This is a genomic window from Micromonospora sp. WMMD735 (assembly GCF_049178995.1).
Taxonomy (GTDB): Bacteria; Actinomycetota; Actinomycetes; order Mycobacteriales; family Micromonosporaceae; genus Micromonospora; species Micromonospora wenchangensis.
This window is the reverse complement of sequence record NZ_JBMHMJ010000002.1, coordinates 970643-987968: the sequence shown is the minus strand read 5'-3', so window position 1 is coordinate 987968 and position 17326 is coordinate 970643. Positions and strand designations below refer to the sequence as shown.

General features: G+C 74.5%; 16 protein-coding genes. 4 read left to right on the top strand and 12 right to left on the bottom strand.

All coding sequences use genetic code 11. The annotated features are described in order from the left end of the window. Positions 1–4: 4 nt before the first annotated feature. Positions 5–601 carry a polysaccharide deacetylase family protein gene (locus ACN268_RS04345; RefSeq protein ID WP_421481838.1) on the top strand — a complete coding sequence of 199 codons (597 nt, stop codon included), beginning with the start codon at positions 5–7 and terminating at the stop codon, positions 599–601. A 171-nt stretch (positions 602–772) separates the two neighbouring features. Here the strand turns inward: ACN268_RS04345 and ACN268_RS04340 are convergent, their stop codons facing one another. The 9 genes from ACN268_RS04340 to ACN268_RS04300 form a co-directional block, all read right to left on the bottom strand. After that, the gene (locus ACN268_RS04340) at positions 773–1810 is read right to left on the bottom strand and encodes a hypothetical protein (RefSeq protein WP_421481837.1); all 1038 of its coding nucleotides are present in this window, start codon (positions 1808–1810) and stop codon (positions 773–775) included. A 63-nt stretch (positions 1811–1873) separates the two neighbouring features. Further along, complete coding sequence (locus tag ACN268_RS04335; RefSeq protein ID WP_421481836.1) at positions 1874–3667, bottom strand: type IV secretory system conjugative DNA transfer family protein; 1794 nt, start codon at positions 3665–3667, stop codon at positions 1874–1876. Further along, on the bottom strand, positions 3664–5394 hold the full coding sequence (locus ACN268_RS04330) for an ATP/GTP-binding protein (RefSeq protein ID WP_421481835.1): 1731 nt from the start codon (positions 5392–5394) through the stop codon (positions 3664–3666). The genes ACN268_RS04335 and ACN268_RS04330 overlap by 4 nt, the downstream gene beginning before the upstream one ends. Then, positions 5391–6884, bottom strand: a complete 1494-nt coding sequence (locus ACN268_RS04325) for an SCO6880 family protein (protein WP_421481834.1) — start codon at positions 6882–6884, stop codon at positions 5391–5393. The genes ACN268_RS04330 and ACN268_RS04325 overlap by 4 nt, the downstream gene beginning before the upstream one ends. A gap of 52 nt (positions 6885–6936) precedes the next feature. After that, on the bottom strand, positions 6937–8133 hold the full coding sequence (locus ACN268_RS04320; RefSeq protein WP_421481833.1) for a hypothetical protein: 1197 nt from the start codon (positions 8131–8133) through the stop codon (positions 6937–6939). Continuing rightward, positions 8134–8847, bottom strand: coding sequence for a hypothetical protein (locus ACN268_RS04315; RefSeq protein WP_421481832.1), 714 nt, complete (start codon positions 8845–8847; stop codon positions 8134–8136). It lies immediately after the preceding gene. Further along, positions 8844–9206: a hypothetical protein gene (locus ACN268_RS04310; protein ID WP_363658128.1), complete on the bottom strand. Its 363-nt coding sequence runs from the start codon at positions 9204–9206 to the stop codon at positions 8844–8846. Before ACN268_RS04310 ends, ACN268_RS04315 begins: the two co-directional genes overlap by 4 nt. Positions 9207–9322: 116 nt before the next feature. After that, positions 9323–9652, bottom strand: coding sequence for a hypothetical protein (locus ACN268_RS04305; protein WP_421481831.1), 330 nt, complete (start codon positions 9650–9652; stop codon positions 9323–9325). Further along, entirely contained in the window at positions 9649–10098 is a 450-nt protein-coding gene (locus tag ACN268_RS04300; protein WP_421481830.1) for a hypothetical protein, read from the bottom strand. The genes ACN268_RS04305 and ACN268_RS04300 overlap by 4 nt, the downstream gene beginning before the upstream one ends. Positions 10099–10363: 265 nt before the next feature. Here ACN268_RS04300 and ACN268_RS04295 point away from each other — a divergent pair, with 265 nt between their 5' ends. Then, on the top strand, positions 10364–11182 hold the full coding sequence (locus ACN268_RS04295) for a transglycosylase SLT domain-containing protein (RefSeq protein WP_421481829.1): 819 nt from the start codon (positions 10364–10366) through the stop codon (positions 11180–11182). Positions 11183–11234: 52 nt separating this feature from the next. Further along, on the top strand, positions 11235–11654 hold the full coding sequence (locus ACN268_RS04290; protein ID WP_421481828.1) for a DUF4913 domain-containing protein: 420 nt from the start codon (positions 11235–11237) through the stop codon (positions 11652–11654). A 116-nt stretch (positions 11655–11770) separates the two neighbouring features. Here the strand turns inward: ACN268_RS04290 and ACN268_RS04285 are convergent, their stop codons facing one another. The 3 genes from ACN268_RS04285 to ACN268_RS04275 all read right to left on the bottom strand — a co-directional run bounded on the left by ACN268_RS04285 (position 11771) and on the right by ACN268_RS04275 (position 15445). Further along, positions 11771–12916 carry a zf-HC2 domain-containing protein gene (locus ACN268_RS04285; protein WP_421486803.1) on the bottom strand — a complete coding sequence of 382 codons (1146 nt, stop codon included), beginning with the start codon at positions 12914–12916 and terminating at the stop codon, positions 11771–11773. A gap of 100 nt (positions 12917–13016) precedes the next feature. Further along, positions 13017–13571: a sigma-70 family RNA polymerase sigma factor gene (locus tag ACN268_RS04280; protein ID WP_145920254.1), complete on the bottom strand. Its 555-nt coding sequence runs from the start codon at positions 13569–13571 to the stop codon at positions 13017–13019. Positions 13572–13792: 221 nt separating this feature from the next. After that, positions 13793–15445, bottom strand: coding sequence for a beta-1,3-glucanase family protein (locus ACN268_RS04275; protein ID WP_421481827.1), 1653 nt, complete (start codon positions 15443–15445; stop codon positions 13793–13795). Positions 15446–15682: 237 nt separating this feature from the next. On the opposite strand from ACN268_RS04275, the gene ACN268_RS04270 reads away from it, so the two are divergent. Next, positions 15683–17263 (top strand): ricin-type beta-trefoil lectin domain protein, encoded by a 1581-nt coding sequence (locus ACN268_RS04270; protein WP_421481826.1) that lies wholly within the window; start codon positions 15683–15685, stop codon positions 17261–17263. The last annotated feature ends 63 nt before the right edge of the window (positions 17264–17326 follow it).

The window sequence follows — 17326 nt, the reverse complement described above, 5'->3', positions numbered from 1 at the left end:
GCCGGTGGGCGCCGACATCCTCGACACGGCCCGGGGCGGCGGGCGGACGGTCAGCCTCACCTTCGACGACGGCCCGAACCCCGCCGACACCCTGCGCCTGCTCACCGTCCTGCGGCGGCACCGGATCGCGGCCGTGTTCCTCCTCTGCGGCGGGCAGGTCGAGGCCCACCCCGAGGTGGTGCGCAGGATCGTGGCCGACGGCCACCACCTGGGCAACCACAGCATGCACCACGACGACATGACCACCTGGTCGGCCGAGCGGATCGAGGCGGACCTGCGGGAGACCAACGAGGTCATCCGGCGGGCCGTGCCGGCGGCCCGGATCCGGTACTTCCGGGCCCCCTACGGGGCCTGGGGGGCGACCCCGGCGGTGGCCGCCGCACTGGGCATGCGACCGCTCGGGTGGCGGCTGGCCGTCGGGGACTGGGAGCCGCCGGGCACCGACGAGCTCGTCCGCCGGCTGCTCGACGGGGTCACCCCCGGCGCGGTGGTGCTGCTGCACGACGGCGGCGGGGACCGCAGCCAGAGCGTCGCGGCGGTCGACCGGGTCGCGCCCGTGCTGCGCGCACGACGCTGGCGGTTCACCCTGCCGGCCGATTGACCCGCTGCCGGCCCGCCCCGGCGGAGCGGGCCGGCAGACCGGCTACGGCCGGTGCGGGTGGTGGGTGGGGGGTCGGGGTGTGCCGCCCACCCACCACGCCGTCGGGGTGCCGCCGGTCCACGTCCCTGGACGCGGCGGCACCCCGACCTGGCCGGTCACGGCCGGCGTGACCTACCGGACGATCCCGGAGCCACCGCTGCTGCCGCCACCGCCGCGCCGGTGGTGGTCACGGGTACGGTCGGACACGTTGCGCCGGCTCACCGACTCGTGCGACGAGCCGCTGTCCCGGCCGCTGGTGCGGGAGGTGTGGTTGCGGGACGTGTGGTTGCGGGAGGTGACCCCGCTCCTGCGGTGCGAACTGGCGGTGTCGGCGATCTCCCCCCGGGACTCCGTGTCCTGGTGGGAGCGCCTCGGCTGCTCCCGGGGACCCCGGGTGACCATGAGCCCGGAGCCCACCCCGTGCACGATGGCTCCCGAGTTGCCGGCCGTGGTGTCCTGACCCGGCGCGTAGCCGACGCCCCAGGTGAGCGCGCCCGCGGCGGCCACCGCGCCGTAGGCGGCCCGGACCAGGTCACCCTGGCGGCCCGCGCGCAGCGAGTTGACCACCTCCTTGCCCACCACGTACGCGCCGGGGCCGGCGGCCAGGGCCAGGCCCACGCTGTTGGCCACCGCGTTGCCCCGCAGCCCGGCGGCGCCCTGCACCCCGGGCGACGCGACCATCGACACGAAGTTGACGATCTTCTCGTCGTTCTCGTAGATCCAGTTGCCGGTCGCCTTGATCAGGGTCATCACCCGGTTCCCGCTGTCCAGCGAGTGCTCGCTGGTTTCCCTCTCGTTCCACTCGACGCTGATCGAGTCCCCCGGGCCGGGGCTGCTGCGACCCGAGGAGGTCGACGTGCTGTACGGCTGACCCACGTCGGCCTGGTAGTCGGCCGCGCTGTACTGGCCGTAGCCCGACGGCACCGACGAGGTGCTCGGGGCGTCCTGGCTGTAGTTGCTGGGGGTGTAGGCGCCCGGGGGGTAACTGACCTGGCTGTAGTTGCTCGGGGTGTAGGCCCCCGGGGTGTAACTGACCTGGCTGTAGACGCTCGGCGAGTAGACGACCTGCGGCTCGGACTCGGACGGGGTGGGCGGGTAGTGGACGCTGTAGTTCTCGCTGCCGGTGGGACTTCCGGTCCCGCCCGGTGGCGGCTGATGGGGTGAGGACACCTGGGCTCCTTGATGCTCGACCAGCGGTTGACACGCTCTTTACGACCGGTTCGGCGGGCCGGTTCAGCCGGCGGCGGGGGTTTCTCGCCGGTTCGCCTGCCACGGCGTCGCGGTGGCCTTGCCGGCGGCCCGTTCGGTGATCGCCGCGACCTCCTGCCGGGCCTGTGCCGAGATCCGCCCCGCGTCCGGCTCCTTGTACCAGGGTCGCAGCGTGATCACCGCCGGTCGGATGCCGGTGGCGAGCAACAGCGCGGTCCCCTTCGGCAGGGCCCGGATCCGGTCCGGCGGCAGCACGTGCTCCTGCCGGTACGAGGTGGACCGGGACGAGCCGTCCCGGCTGCGCGAGACGCTGACCGTGCTCACGTCGTGCTGCCCGACCAGCTTGGAGACCTTCTCCACGAAGTCGGCGTCGTCGAGGCCCGCGCCGAGCAGCTTGATGGTGGCCGCGCCCCACAGCGCGTCCATCCCGGCCTCCCCCCAGACCCGTGACCCCTGCCGGTAGCTCTGCAACAGGGTGACCACGTTGATCCCCCGCGATCCCAGGTGCGAGTAGAGGTCCGGCAGGTCGGAGATCCGGCACACGTTCGCCGCCTCGTCCAGCACCGCCGTCATCGGCGGGTCGAGCCGGCCGCCCATCCGTTCGGCGGCCACCACCCCCGCCCGCAGCGTCGCGTCGGCCAGGCCGGCGATCACCCCGGCGGCCGAACCACCACCGTCCTTGGAGAGCAGGAAGAGGGTGTCCCGGCCGAGCACGTGCCGCTCCGGGCGGAACTGCGGCAGGTACGGGTCCGGGGACACCCAGGCCAGGATCTCCGGGTCGAGCAGGCACGCCACGCACTGCCGGGCCGTCTCGTAGATGCCGTCGCGGGTCTCCACCGCCCCGCGTACGGTGCCCTGGAGCTGCTCGGCCATCGCCGGCAGCCCGGCGTCGCGCAGCAGGTCGATCGGGGTGCGGTCGGCCGGGTCGGCCAGCCAGCCGAGCAGCTCGGCGACGGGTGCCCGCCCCCGGGCGGCGGCCAGGAAGAGCGCGGTCAGGGTGTTCTGCGCCGCCGAGATCCAGAAGTCCTTCTTGGCGGTGTCGTCGTTGACCGACGCCACGAAGTGCCCGGCCAGTCGGCGGGCCCCCTCGATGCTCGTGCAGTCGGCGAGGATGTCCCACCACATCCGTCGGGGCACGTGGGCGATGCCCTGCGGGTCGAACGTCCATACCGTACCGACGCGTTCCCGTTCGGCGCGGGTCACCGCGTACACGTCGGACTTGTTGGAGGTGAGCAGCACCGCCCCCCGGGCCCGCAGCACCCGGGGCACCGCGATGCCTGTGGACTTGCCGGCCCGGGGGGCCATCAGGTCCAGCTCCACGTCCTCGAAGGAGGAGCGCAGCTCCGGACCGTTGGGCGACAGGTCGCCGAGCAGGTTGCCGGTGTCGTCCGGACTGAGCTGCCGCACCCCGGCCAGCGAGGGACGCAGCTCCCGGGCGCGGGCCGCGATCCCGGCGGGGGTCAGCGGGGCCAGGTCCCGCACCCGGGCCAGCCCGACGCCGCGCCCGCGCAGGTCCAGCAGCCGGCGTCCGGCGAGCACCGCCGGCACCACCAGCAGCAGCGCCACCACCAGCATCCCGGCGTAGACCGCGTACGGCGACGCGCCGGGCCACAGCGTGCCGGTGTCGCCGGAGATCAACGCCAGGTACGCGCCGAGCGTGAACGGCGGCGGGTGCCAGCCGTGCCCGGTCACCGCGGCGCCCAGGGTGCCGCCCAGCCAGGCGACCGTGAACAGCGCCGCGTTGGCGAGGACCACCAGGCAAAACGCCCAGAAGAACAGGTCCGCCCCCCGGGGCGCGCCCGACGACGCCCGGCTCACGCCCGCCACCTCCGCTCGCCGGCGGCGACCTCGTCGGCGGCCAGTTCCGGCCGGGTGGCCAGGTTGCCCAGTTCCGCCTCGGCCTCGAAGACCGCCTGCCGGGCCGCCGCCCGCTCGGCGGCCTGCTGGGCGGCGTAGCCGTTCTGCACCCAGCGCTGGTTGGTGTCGTGCAGCCGGCGCTCGGTGTCGGTGATGGACACCCGGATCGGAATGCCGGGCCGGCCACCCACCTTGATCAGGAACCGGCCCCGCCCCGGTGGCTCCTCGTTGCTGCCGGTGCTCGCCCAGCCCGGCGGCGACGACCAGGAGGAGACCAGCTCGATCTCCCGCTTGGACAGGCCGATCACCCGGCCCAGGTCGGTCATCTCCGCCGCCGGCAGTCCGGCGCAGGCGACGATCCCGGCCCGTTCCACGAAACCGCGCGCCTTGGCCCGGTCGGCGTCGGAACCCAGCGCCTCGGCGTCCTTGAGGGTGTGGGTGATCTTGGCATCGCCGAGGCCGAGCGACCGGTTGAGCCGGGTCAGCGCGTCGATCCGGTCGACGATGCCGGAGGCCGCCCGCAGCGGCCGCCACAACTCGTCCAGGATGGTGAAGAACCAGCGGCGCGGGGCCAGGCCCGCGTCGGCCAGGGCGTGCGAGGCGGCGACCGTGCCCAGCCCCTCGGACCAGGCGGCCAGCATCGCCGCGGCGGTGAGCTGGGTGTCGGACTCGCCGATGCGGGAGATGTCGATGCACACGGCCGGCGCGTCCGGGTCGATCCGGGTGGAGGTGGTCGAGCCGAAGGTGTCGCCCAACGCCCCGTCGAGGATGCCCAGCAGCGAGCGGTGCAGCGGGTCCACCGCGTCGCGGTAGCGGCTCTCCTGGCCCCGGTCGAGGGTCACCGCGCGGACCCGGTCCGGCCCCTCCGCCAGCACCCGCAGCAGGTCCGGCAGCAGCGGGGCCCGGCCCTGCGGGGTGTGTTCACGCAGGTGCCGCAGGCAGGCCGAGAGCACCGACTGCTCGTGGTCGTCCAGGGCCCGACCGCGCACGATGGTCAGCAGCGCCGCCACCATGTTCAGCACCCGGCCGTGCGTCTCGGCGGCCAGCGCCCGGCCGGCCCGGCCGCCGATCCGCTCGGCGGCCAGCCCCATCGCCCCCGGGTCCAGCACGTTGATCCCGCCGACGCCACGCCCGATCGGGATCACCTGCCCGCCCAGGGCGCGCACGGTGTCCGCGTAGTCCGGCTTGAGGTCGCCGAGGACCAGCGGCACCACGCCGGTCGCGGCCAGGCCCACCGCCATCCGGTTGATCAGGGTCGACTTGCCCAGGCCGGGCATGCCCAACATGAACAGCGACGGGTTGGAGATGTAGCGGGCCCGGGTGAACCAGGAGATCGGATCACCGCAGACCGTGGCGCCGGTGTAGAGGTGCTGACCCAGCGGCACCCCGGACATCGGCGCCCCCGAGCCGGCCGAGAACGGCCACAGCCCGCACGCCTGCACGGTGGTGGCCCGCCACATGGTGGGCGCGTCGAGATAGCCGACCCGCCCGCCGCCGGGCCCCTCCCACCCCCGCGCCGAGGCGGGCAGCTCCCGGCGGGGCCGGGGCGGCCTGGTGTTCTTCGGCGGTACGGGGGCCCCGTCGTCCGGGTCGCCGACCAGCCCGGTCAGCGCGGTCCGCGCCCCCGAGGTCCCGGCCGGCCAGCCCGCCCCGAGCCCGTCCGCGCGGACGACAGGTGCGCCGCTCACATCGCCTCCTGGAGTTCGTGTGGCAGCACGGTCTGCTCCCACGGAAGGATTCCGGCCGGCAGGGTGCAGGTGAACGCCGCCGCCTGCATCCGGTGGGCCGGCCGCATCGCGATCCGGGTCGCCCCGGTCATGTTGCGGACCAGCACCGACGCGTCGTCGAGCTGGGACCGGTCGTCCACGGTGACGGTGAGCATCAGCGAGAACTCCACCAGCCCCGCCCCGGTGGCCTCCTCGGCGGCGGCCTGCTCGGCGGCGCGGACCTCGGCGGCGGCCCGTGCCTGCACCATGCCCCGCCCGGAGGTGGCCATGAACTGTGCCGTACGCCGGTCCGCCTCGACGATCCGGGCCGAGGTCGCCGGGTCGATCGGCCGGTAGAGCAGCGCCACCCGCTTACGGCGGGTGCCGGCGGACGCGTCGAGCATGGTGCGCAGCACACTGGAGCGCACCGTGCCCCGGGGAGCCAGGGTGAGCAGCCAGGTCCGGGAAACCCCCGAGTCGTGCTGGTAGGCGTCCACCGACTCGACCGCGGCCACCGGCCCGCAGTCGGCCCACTCCAGCCCGGTCTGCCCGTGCTCGGCCCGGACGCTGAGCACCTCGGCGGCGCACGCCGGGTCGTACGCCACCCGGACCACCTCGGCGATCTGCTCGGCCGACAGCGGCTCGGCGACACCGCCACCGGCCCCGATCAGCCCGGTCAGCAGGCTCGGCACCCGGATGGCCAGGTCGGTGACCACGTCCTCCGGATCGCGTCGCGGCCCGCCCACCGGGGCGTAGGTGAGGGTGATGTACGAGTTCATCTCCGACGACGCCGACGGGTAGTCCTCGACCACCTCCTCCAGCACCGCGCGCGCGGCGGCGGGAGCGGCGGCGTCCAGCCGGGGCAGCACCTCCGCCGCGAGCCGGGTGCCCGGGTCCGGGGCGGTCTCCACCACCACCGACGCCCCCCGCAGCCCCGGCTCGTGGGCGAGCCGGGACAGCCACTCCCCCCACAGCGACACCCACGTGTCGACCTGTTCCGGGTCGACCAGCGACCCGCCGTCGGGCTCGCACCGCAGCACGATCGTGTAGAGGTTGCGGCTCTTGTGGTGCAGCACCCCGAACGGCCTGTCGTAGGCGTCCCGGCCCTCCCGGGCGAGCACCCCGCTGAGCAGGCCGGGCGGCGGGAACCGGCCACCCGGTCGCGCCGAGAGCGGCCCGGAGACGTACAGGTGCTCCCGCCGGGACACCCGGCGCGACCAGCCGATCCGCAACGTCAGCAGCTGGTACATGTTGCGGCCGTCCTGGGTGCGGACCGCCATCGGCAGCAGCGCCACCACCAGCGGCACGCCGACCACGAACGCCGCCTGCAGCGACGCCAGCGAGGCCAGCAGCACCAGCACCAGCCCGCCGAACACCCCGACCGTGCCGACCAGGCCGAGCGGGCCCAGCCCGGCCCGGCGCGGCCGACGCCAGTTGCCGTACGTCGGTTCGATGACGGCTTCGGTCGTCATTGCCTCCCCCTCGTCTCACCCGGGCGACGACCGGCCGGCCGTCGCCCCGCTGTCAGTTGTGGCCGGCGTCGCCGTCCGCGCCCGACACGGTGCCGGCCGCCATGTTCCGGCCGGTGCGGGCCGCCCGGTGCGCCCCGTCGATCGCCGCCCCGACCGGCCCGGCCAGCCGGGCGGCGGAACCCGCGGCCGCCGCGGAGCCGGCGGAGCCACCCGCGTTACGGCCGGTCCGGCCCTCGCCGCCGGACGGTCCCTGCCGGCCGGTGTCGCCCCGGCTGCCCTGCGGCCCGCGAGCCCCGGACGGCGCGCCACCGCCGCCGCCACCTGAGGACAGGGCGGACCCGGCGACCCGCTTCGCGCCGGAGGCGACCATGCCGCCCGCGGCCGAGACGGCGGTGCCGGTCGGGTCGCCGGTGCCCAGCGCCGCCGTGGCCGGTACCACGATCTTGAGCAGCGCCGGCAGGGCGATCGCCGACAGCAGCAGCACGCCGATGCCGGCGATGCGGATGTGCGAGGAGTTCTGGGTCCGGCTGCCGACGGCGAGCATCTCCGCTCCGGAGAACATGATCAGACCGACGGCGGGCTTGTAGAGCAGCCAGGCCACCGTCCAGCCGATGTGCTTGCGCCACCAGCCGGCACCCCAGTTCGTCATCGACGCGGCGGCGGCCAGCGGCAGCGTGCCGAGCATGATGGTCATCACGCCCAGCCGCAGGTAGAGCATCAGCACGTGCACGATGGCGGCGATCAGCAGCAGGAAGGCCAGCACCAGCAGCAGGAACGACTCGATGGAGGAGCCGTTGTCCACACACGGCACACCCATGATCACCTGCATGGCCGCCGACTTGAGCAGGTGGTCGGAGAAGCCGTCGGAGAGGCTGGCCGCCCGGCCCACCACCCACGACCCGGCCCCGGCGACCAGGATGACCCGCAGGAAGCCCTGCAGGGCGGTCCGCCCGGCGGTGCCCTTGCGTTCCATCGCCATCCGGGCGGCGGCGAACAGCACCGACCCGATCGCCAGGTAGGTCACGACCCACTCGATCTGGTCGCTGATCAGGCTCGGTACGTCGTCCGGGCCGCCCTCGGTCGTGGTGCCCAGCGTCGGCACCGAGGCGCTCAGCTCGGCGAAGATCGAGATCGCGGCGGCCAGCATCAGGTTGGCGATCATCCGGACCAGGGTGCCGATCGGGTCACCGAGGAACGAGAAGAAGCCGGTGATGATGTCGAGCGGACTGGGAGGTGAGCACCCGCCCATCTACTTCCTCCAGAGTGTGTAGCCGGCGCTGCCGGTGACCGTGCCGAGCGACGCGTGCACCACACCGGCCCGCGACGGCACGACCTTCCAGTCACCGGCGTCCCAGCGCAGCGCGACCAGGGTCGCCACGTAGCCCCCGGCACCCGTCTTGACCAGCAACTGCACCTGGGCGGTGTCGGCCGCGTACCGGGCCAGGGCGAAGCCCGCGTAGCTGCCGCCGCCGCGACTGGTGACGACCCCGGCGGCGGCTCCCAGCCGGGCCACCAGCACGTCGCGGCCCGGCCCCGGCAGCACCTGCCGGTCGGCCACGGCCCGCCAGGTGGGCCCGGCCAGCTGGGTGGGCACGGCGTGTGCCGCCAGCACCGCACCGATCGGGGTGTGCGCGAAGCAGCCCAGCACCCCGTCGGCGGTGCGCGACGGTCCCTGCGTCGCGGAGACCGGCACCCGGTCGCCGCCGTCGAGGGTCCGCCACGCCACGTCGTCCGGCGGCACCGCCGCCCCCGAGGCCACCACCGGCCGGGACGGGCACCGCGCCACCGGTGCGTCGGCGGCGGTCCGGGCCACCGGGTCGACCGCCGTCTGCCGGGTCGCCCCGGACACCCAGACCCCCGCCGCCAGCAACGCCATGCCGGCGAGGAACGCGACGGACAGCAGCCAGCCGCGCTCGGCCCAGAACGGCGGGTCCGCCGGGGACCGGCCTCGCCCGCCGGTCACTGCGGCTGGCCCGCGGTGGTGCCGGCACCACCGAGGAAGAAGTTGGCCAACGGACCCGCGACGGCGACCAGGATGCAGCCACCGAGCACCAGGCCGAGGCGGGACATGTGCTCGGAGCTCTCGCCCCGCTTCACCGAGACCGCCATCATCGTTCCGGTGATCAGCACCCCGGCCACCCCGGCGGCGGTGCCGGCCCAGGCGATCAGACCCAGCAGCTTGTTCACCAGGGTGTTCAGCTGGCCCGGCGCGTTGGGGGTCGGGTTGATCCCGGCACCGCCCGGCTGCTGCGGGTCCGGGGCCATCGGGAGGCGGGCGAACAGGTAGGCCGCCGCGTACTGGGACAGGCTCGTGAACGTCATCGGAACAGCTCCTTCAGGGCAGGTGGCATCACCGGAGGCGTCGACGACGCTCCGGCGGCGACGGAGGTGGGACAGGGCCGGCAGTGCGGGGTGCGCTGCGGCCGGCGGCGACCGGCTCAGAGTCCGAGGTCGCCGAAGAACATGACGAGCGGTCCGGCGGTCGCGCCGAGCACGCAACCCATCGCGACGAACACCGCCCCGCGGAAGTGGTCGCTCATTTCCCCGGGCACGCCCCGGTTGAGTTGGATGGCCATCGAGATGCCGAGGATGAGCAGCCCGGCGACGCCCGCCGCGCTGACCCCCCAGGCGAGCAGGTTCAGCAGGTCGTCGGCCGCGCCGCCGGCCGGGTTGTACGGCGGTGGGGGCTGGAAGGCCGGCAGCGGGGAGGGCGCCGCCGCCGGACCCCGTGCCAGGAGCGCGGCGACGATCCCGTACCCGGAGGTCACGGTGTCCTCCCCTCGCCGGCCGACCCGGTCGCCACCCGCAGCCGGTCCAGGGCCTTGGGCATCCGGGCGGGCTGCTGTCCCAGCCGCCACGCCGGAATCCACGGCACCCGGTGCACCGGGGCGACCGACCGCAGCACCCGGATGCGACGGGCCAGTGCCGACGGCAGCCGGACCGGGGCGTCGGCCAGCAGCACCAGACCGACCAGCCGCATGCCGGGCGGATGACGCCCCTCCCGCAGCGCGTTGAGCGCCCGGGACATCGCCCGCATGCCCTCGGCGTTGGTCCGGGCGACCAGCATCACCGTGGCCGGCTCCGCCCGCGCGGCGTCCGGCCACCGGCAGCCGAGGTCGACGCCGCCGAAGAGCCGGGACAGCGTCGTCGTGCCGGCGCCACCGTGCGCCGCGATCCAGCCCAGCCCCGCCTCGGACAGGGACCGCCGGGACACGGCCGCCCCGGGTCCGGTCCGGACGGACGGCGGCCCCGGTGGCATCCGCGGTGCCGGGTCGGTCATCGTCGCGGACCCCATGCACCCACCTCCTGTCGAATGTCGCTCCACTTCGTCGACGTCCCGGTTGAACCACCCCGGGTCCCGACCCGTCAGTACGGCGGGCCGGGCGGTCGACGGACGCCACTACGACGGGCCCCGCCACCCGGTTCACGCCGGGGACGAACTTTTTTCCACCGCACTGGTGAGCAGCCTGGGAGGCGACATGGCAGCGTCCGACAACGACGGCGCGGAGCCGACGCAAGGGTCGAACCGGAGCAGCGCGGCGCTGATCGGCGCGGCCGTCGCGGCCGGGCTGAGCTGCCTGGCGACCCCGGTGGCCGGGGTGGTCGGGGCCGCCGCCGTCTTCGTGATCGGCGCGCTGGGCGTGCTGCTCGCCCCGCTCGTCGCGCTGATCCTGTTCTTCGGCGGCGGCGGTGGGTCGGCCGATCCGGTCAGCGCCGCCGACGACTCGCTGGCCGCCGCGCAGGGCGACGGCAAGGGCACGCTCGACCCCGACCAGGTGCCCGAGGGGCTGGCGGACAGCATCGAGGACGCGGGGAAGACCTGCACCCAGATCGGCCCCGTGGTGATCGCCGCGCAGATCGAGGTGGCCTCCGGGTGGGACCCGGCGAAGGTCGGCCCGAACGGGGAGAAGGGCATCTCCCAACTGCCGCCCGAGGTCTTCACCAGGTACGGCGAGGACACCGACGACGACGGCGACACCGACGCGGTCGACGAGGAGGACTCGATCGCCGCCCAGGCCAAGCACGTCTGCGCCCTGGCCGGGCAGGCCCAGGCCCTGCTCGACGACGGCGAGGCGATCGGTGAGGTGCTCGACCTGACGCTCGCCGCGTACGCCGTCGGCATCGACGAGGTACGCCGGGCCGGTGGCGTCCCCTCCACCAATGCCGCCCAGCTCTACCTCGCGCAGGTCCGGTCCCTGTTCGCCAAGTACCAGGGGCTCGGCGGTCCGCCGCCGTCGTTCCCGCCGACCACCTCGCCCAGCCCCGCCTCGCCCAGCCCCGGAGCCTCGGGCGACTGAACCGCACCGACCGGCGGAACCGATCCGACCGGCAGACCGATGAGGAGTGTCCATGACGGTGACGACCCCGCAGGAGCAGACCCGCGCCGACGACGCGCCGCCGGACGACCGGCCGCCCACCTCACCGTTCATCCTCTACCTGCGTGACGACGAGTACGTCGAGGAGTTGGCGCTGCTCAGCAACTGGGTCCGGCTGCTGCTCGTGCCGGTCTACGCCCGGGAGGCGTCCTCGACCGCGCCGTGGTGCGGGCAGTGGTGGCGGCACCCCGAGGCGGTGGCGCAGCTGCACGGCCTGTGGCTGGCCTGGCAGGAACTCACCGGCCCGGAGGCGGGACTGTGCGGCCCGGCCACCTGGCACCGCGACTACCTGGAACCGGTGCTGACCAGCCTGCGCAACCCGGCCGGGCCGTTCGCCGGCTGCAAGGCGGGCGCGCACCGGGCCAAGGAGATCCCGCACACCGACCCGTACTGACCACGGCGGCCCGCCCCGCCCCGGGCCGGCAGGTCCGGGTCCGGGGCCGGCACGTCGGGTCCGGGCCGGACTCGGACCTGACGTGCGCCGGGCGGGGCGGGGCCGGCCGGAGCGGCTCAGCGGGAGATCGGGGCGGTGACGATCGCGGTGCCGTCCACCAGGCCCACGGTGACGAAGGCCAGGTCCGCGACCGGCAGCGACAGTTCGCCGGTCACCTCCTGCGGCCCGGTCGAGGCGGTCCAGTCCCGCACCACGTGGGTGACGCCGTCGCGGGTCACCGCGAACAGCCGGTACCGCAGGCCCTGGCGCAGGCCGGTGGCGGTGATCCGGATGGTGGAGCCCCGCCCCTCGTCGGTGGTGATCGCGACGGAGAGGCTCACCCCCTCGGCAGGCGCCTCCCCGGTCGCGGTGAGCACCACGCCGCTGCGGTCGCCGAAGCCGGTGACCGCAGCGATCCCGCCGGCCAGGACGACGGCCACCAGCGCGGCGGCCACCCCTGCCCAGAGGACCGTCCGGCGACGCCGGGCCGGGTCGGCGGGCCGGGTGCCTCCCGGGCCGGGGGCCGTCGCGGGTCGGTCCCCGCCGGGGCGGCTGCCCGCCCCACGGCCGGTGGTACGCGGACCGGCACCCCGGCGGTCACCCCGTCGGGGTGCCGCGACCGGCGTGCCGGACTGCGGGACCGGCGCCACGTCGGCGGGCGGCCCGGTGTCGGCGGCCGGGGCGGGGGGCAGGTCCGACCCGGCGGGTGCCGGCGGGCCGCCGTCGGCGGCGGGTGTGAACGGGCCGCCGTCGGCGGCGGGTGCCGGCGGCGGGTCGGCGGGCGGACGCGCGACCGGCACCGGTGCCGCCGGCCGACCAGATCCGGTGGAAGATGGCGGGCCTGCCGGCGGCGGGTCGACCGACAACGGGCCCGGTGGCAGTCCCGGCGACGGCGGGTCGGCCGGCGTCAGGTCGGCAGGCGGCGCGGCGGCCGGTGGCAGGTCGGCAGGCGGCGCGGGGTGGGCGCGGGGGTCCGCCGGGGGGCCGAACCCGGGCGGTAGCGGAAACTCGGGCGTCAGGCCGGCGAGGTCGTCCCAGTCGGCGGCGTCCAGCCCGCCGAGGGCACTGGTCACGCCGCCCATCTCGCCCGCCGCGGCCAGGCACTCGTCACAACCGGCCAGGTGGTTCTCGAACGCGACCCGGTCGGCATCGTCGAGCGCGCCGAGCAGGTAGAGAGCCAGGGTGGCGTGCTCAGCGGTGGGATGGTCACCCCCGGTGCGCATCACGCCCCCCTTCTCGACCCGGAGACACCGGTGGCGGTGGGACGACCCCAGGAACGGCAGCCGTCCGGGAGGTCGAGCGGGAAACCGACACGTCGCGTCATCACGACGACTCGGTCGGGCCGATCGCTGCGTGCAGCGCGCGCACCGCATAGTACGTTCTGGACTTTACCGTACCCTCCGGGATTCCCAGTCGCTGCGCGGCCTCGGCGACCGAGGAGCCCTTGTAGTACATCTCGACGAGCACCTCACGGTGTTCCGGTTTGATCTGCTGCAACGCCAACCGGACGGTGTGGGTGCTGACCACCCGGTCCATCTCGTCGTCGGCCGAGGCGAGCCGGTTGAGGTCGGGGATGGCCACCTCGGGCGGTCGGGACTGCCGGGCGCGCATCGCGTCGATGGCCACGTGCCGGGCGACCGTGTAGAGCCACGGGGCGATCCGGCGTGGGTCCTCCGCCAGCGTCTCCAGGTTCCGCCAGGTGCGCAGGAACGTCTCCTGGACCAGGTCCTCGGCGAGTTCCTGCCGACCGAGGACGAGGCGGGTGAGGAACCTCAGCAGCGGTCCCCGGTACTGCTCGTGGATCCAGCGCATCAGGGCCTCGGGGGAGGCCCGTTCGGTCGCCGCGTCGCCGGTCACCCCGGGCGCTTCGTTGGGCACCGCCGACACAGAACGCCTCCCCCTGACGTACGGGTCGCCCCCGTACGGCCGCGCCGTCGTCTCGACGTCGAGCCCGCCTAGGAAGAGAGCATAACCGTGCTCATCGGACGGTCGACCGGGCCGTCGACCGGTCGACGGGTGCCGCCGGGGTGCGACGGTGGACGGCACGGCGGCCGTCCACCGGTCGGTGTCGTGCGCCGGGGCGACGAGGGTGGCCACGCTCATCGGGTGAAACGCAGCCAGCGGACGTTGACGAACTCCTCGGGTTGGCCACTGGCGAACGTGAGGTAGACGTCGTGCACCCCGGTCACCGGGGCGAGGTTCCCCGGCACGGTGACCCAGTTTTGCCAGCCTCCGGTGCCGGCCACCGCGATGCTGCCCACCGGCGGCAGGCCGGGGGCGTCGAGGCGTACCTCGATCAGGCCGGAGACGCCCTGCGGCGCGCCGGAGGCCACCCGCACCTGGAACTGGGTCGCCGGTTCGCGGCCGAAGTCGACCCCCCGGTATCCGGCCCAGTCGCCGTGGGCGAGGAAGCCCAGGTGCTCGCCGCCCTCACTGGAGGGTTCCTTCCGTACGCCCTGCTGCCGGTCGAAGCTGGCCGCCGCGATCTCCTGGCCCACGCCCCGGGCGGCGACGACGGCCGCCGGCCCCTCCACGACCACCGGTCCCTCGACGACCACCGGGCGCTCCACGACCACCGGGCGTTCGACCTCGGGTGCCGGCTGTCCGGCCGCACCCCCGCCGAACGGGGTGAGCGTGATGGTCATCTCCCGGGGCTGGACGTCCTGGATGTAGGAGGCGTCGTCGGCGACGTCGTCGAAGGGGAAGCCGTACGCCCGGCCGTCGGCGCTGTGCCGGTGCAGCACCCGGGAGTAGTGGTTGGTCACCGGATGCTGGTAGTAGGCGTCCCGGCTGGTGGTCGGCTGGTCCGGTTGGTCGAGCACCGACCGGTTCAACCCGGCCCCGAGGACCGCCGCCACCGGACCGGAGAGCCCGTCGTTGGGTGCGGCGAGCGCGCCGTCGCAGTGGAACACGTTGAGTGTCGAGGGCCGGTCGAAGGCGCGGACCCCGCCGTCGAAGGCGAACCGCCCGTCGACCACCCGGCCCCGGACGGTGCCCTCCGACCGGTGGATCCGCAGCTCGGTACGGCTGTACCGGTCCCAGATCTCGGCGATGTAGCCGTCGTAGTAGGTCGGGTCGAAGCGACCTGTCTCGATGCCCTTGCCCGGTGCGATGACGCGCAGCCCGTCGCCGACCACCAGCCGCTCGAAGCCGGGCTGGCGGGCCAGTTCGGCGAAGATCGCGTCCCGGCCACCGTCGACGAGCTTGCCGGTGGCCTGCTCCACGTCGCCGAGCAGCCGGATCGACATCGGGATGCTGAACATGTCCACGGTGGTGGTGTTGCAGAACATGCCGGAGGCGTTGTAGGTGAACTCACAGCAGTCGTGCAGGACGCCGAAGCTCGGGTCGTCGGCCACCCAGCCGACCGGGTACTGCAACGCCGGCCGCCCGTTGCCGTCGGTGACCACGGTGAACCGCAGCTCGCCGTCGATGGCGAAGTAGATCCGGCCCGACATCATCGGCAGGACGAACCGGGTCACCCCGGAACCGGCCAGCCGCACGCCGATGTCGGCGACGCCGTCCGGGCCGTTGTGCGCCGGGTCGGCCGGGGTGAACTTCCCACTCTCCCGGACGTAGCCCATCGCCCCGGTCTCCGCGTCGGTGCCGACGACGTACATCCGGATCGCCGAGTTGGCAAACCGGCCCGTGCTGTTCACCACGTTCAGCGGCAGGCCGCCCGAGGCCCGCGCCCGCGAGATCAACGGGGCCGCCACGAGCGGCACGCCGACCACGGCGGCGCCGGCGAAACCCATCCCGAGTACCCTGCGGCGAGAAAGCATCCCAAGCTCCGATCAACGACACGGCCATCGCCGCCGAGTCCCGGTGTGACGTCGGCCCGGCCCGGCGGTAGCCACGTTGACGGCCCGCCGTACCCCTCGGTTCAATGTCGACCGGACCAAAATCACCAGATCCGATTCGAGCCCGGTGAACCGGGGACATCGCGCATCCGTCACGACAGCGATGTCGCCACGCCGGAAGGGACACCTCCCGTGAAATCCGATCACCCCTCCGTACTCGCCCGACTGGGGTCGATCCCCCGTCGTACCGCAGCCTTCGTCGTCGCCGGACTCGCCGTGTTGTCCATGGTGGTGGCCGCTGTCGGCTGGGGCGCGGCCGAGGCCCGCGACGACGACCTGACCGGTCGGCCCGTCTCCAAGGAACACCTGACGACCATCCAGGCAGCCGCCCGCTCGTGCCCGACGCTCACCCCCGCCCGGCTGGCCGGCCAGCTGATGGCCGAGTCGGGGTTGGACGGTCGGGCCGACCGGACCGCCTCCGGCGGGCAGGGCATCGCCGGTCTCGACACCGCCGCGTGGAAGTCGTGGGCACCGTGGCCCGGCGCGGAGCGTTCCGATCCGGCCGCGAACATCCTCGCCCTGGCCCACCTGATGTGCGACCTCAGCGGCCAGGTGCGGCTGGCGGACGTCGCGGGGGACACCTGGCGGCTCTCGCTGGCCGCGTTCCACACCGGCCTCGACGAGGTACGCGACGCCAAGGGGGTGCCCACCGACGCGGTCGAGTACGTCGACCAGGCCAGCGGGTACGCCGCCTACTACGGCAAGCTGACCGCGTTCGGTGGTTCCGGCCAGCCCCGCCCCAGCTCCGGCGTCCAGCAGCCCAAGGCGGTGCCCGGCAACTACACGGCGCTCGTCGTCCGGGCCGGTTCGGTCTGCCCCGAGGTGACGCCGCCACTGGTCGCCGCCCAGCTGATGGCGCTGTCCGGATTCGACGCCAACCTGCTCGGCCCCGAGGGGCAGCGGGGTGTCGCGCAGTTCCGACCCGAGGTGTGGCAGGCGTACGGCCCGTCCGACGCCTCGGCGTGGGACCCGCAGGCGGCGATCCCGGCGGTCGGCACGGCCCTGTGCGCCCTGCACAAGGAGCTGTCCGGGCTGGAGGGTGACCCGTCGCTGCTGGCGTTGGCCGCGTACCGCAACGGCCCGGCCGCCGTGCGCCAGGCCGGCGGCGACCTCGACGCCGGCACGCAGGCGTTCCTACGGACCATGCGGGAGCACACCGACTACTACGCCCTGGACAACCGGCTGCGGCCGACGCCGCCGTCGGCGTCGCCGTCGCCCAGCCCGACCGTGACCCCGCCGGCGTCGCCGTCGCCCGGCCCGAAGGGCAGCTCGGCCGCCCCGCCGCCGCCCGCGAGCCCGTCGGCCAAGCCGGCGGCGGCACCGACCCGACCGGCCGGCACCAAGCAGCTCGTGGGCAAGGAGACCGGGCTGTGCGTCACCGCCGGGACCAGCGACGGGGTACGGGCGGTGCTGAACAAGTGCCGGGAGGAGCGGTCGCAGTGGTGGGACTTCCGCTCCGACGGCAGCGTCCGGGCCAACGGGCTCTGCCTCGACGTGGCCTGGGGTGAGAAGAAGGACGGCACCCCCGTGCAGGTCGCCGTGTGCAGCGGCAATCCCGCCCAGAAGTGGGAGTGGATCGAGCACAACGGCCGCACCTCCCTGTTCAACCGGGAGACCGACCGCTGCCTGGACGTCGACGGGCACGGCGTCGGCGCGCCGATGATGTCCTGGATCTGCGTGTTCAACCCGAAGCAGACCTTCACCCGGCGGTAGCAGTACCGACAGGCGGGCTCCGATGGGCAACGTGCCCACCGGAGCCCGTCGCGTCGGGACCGC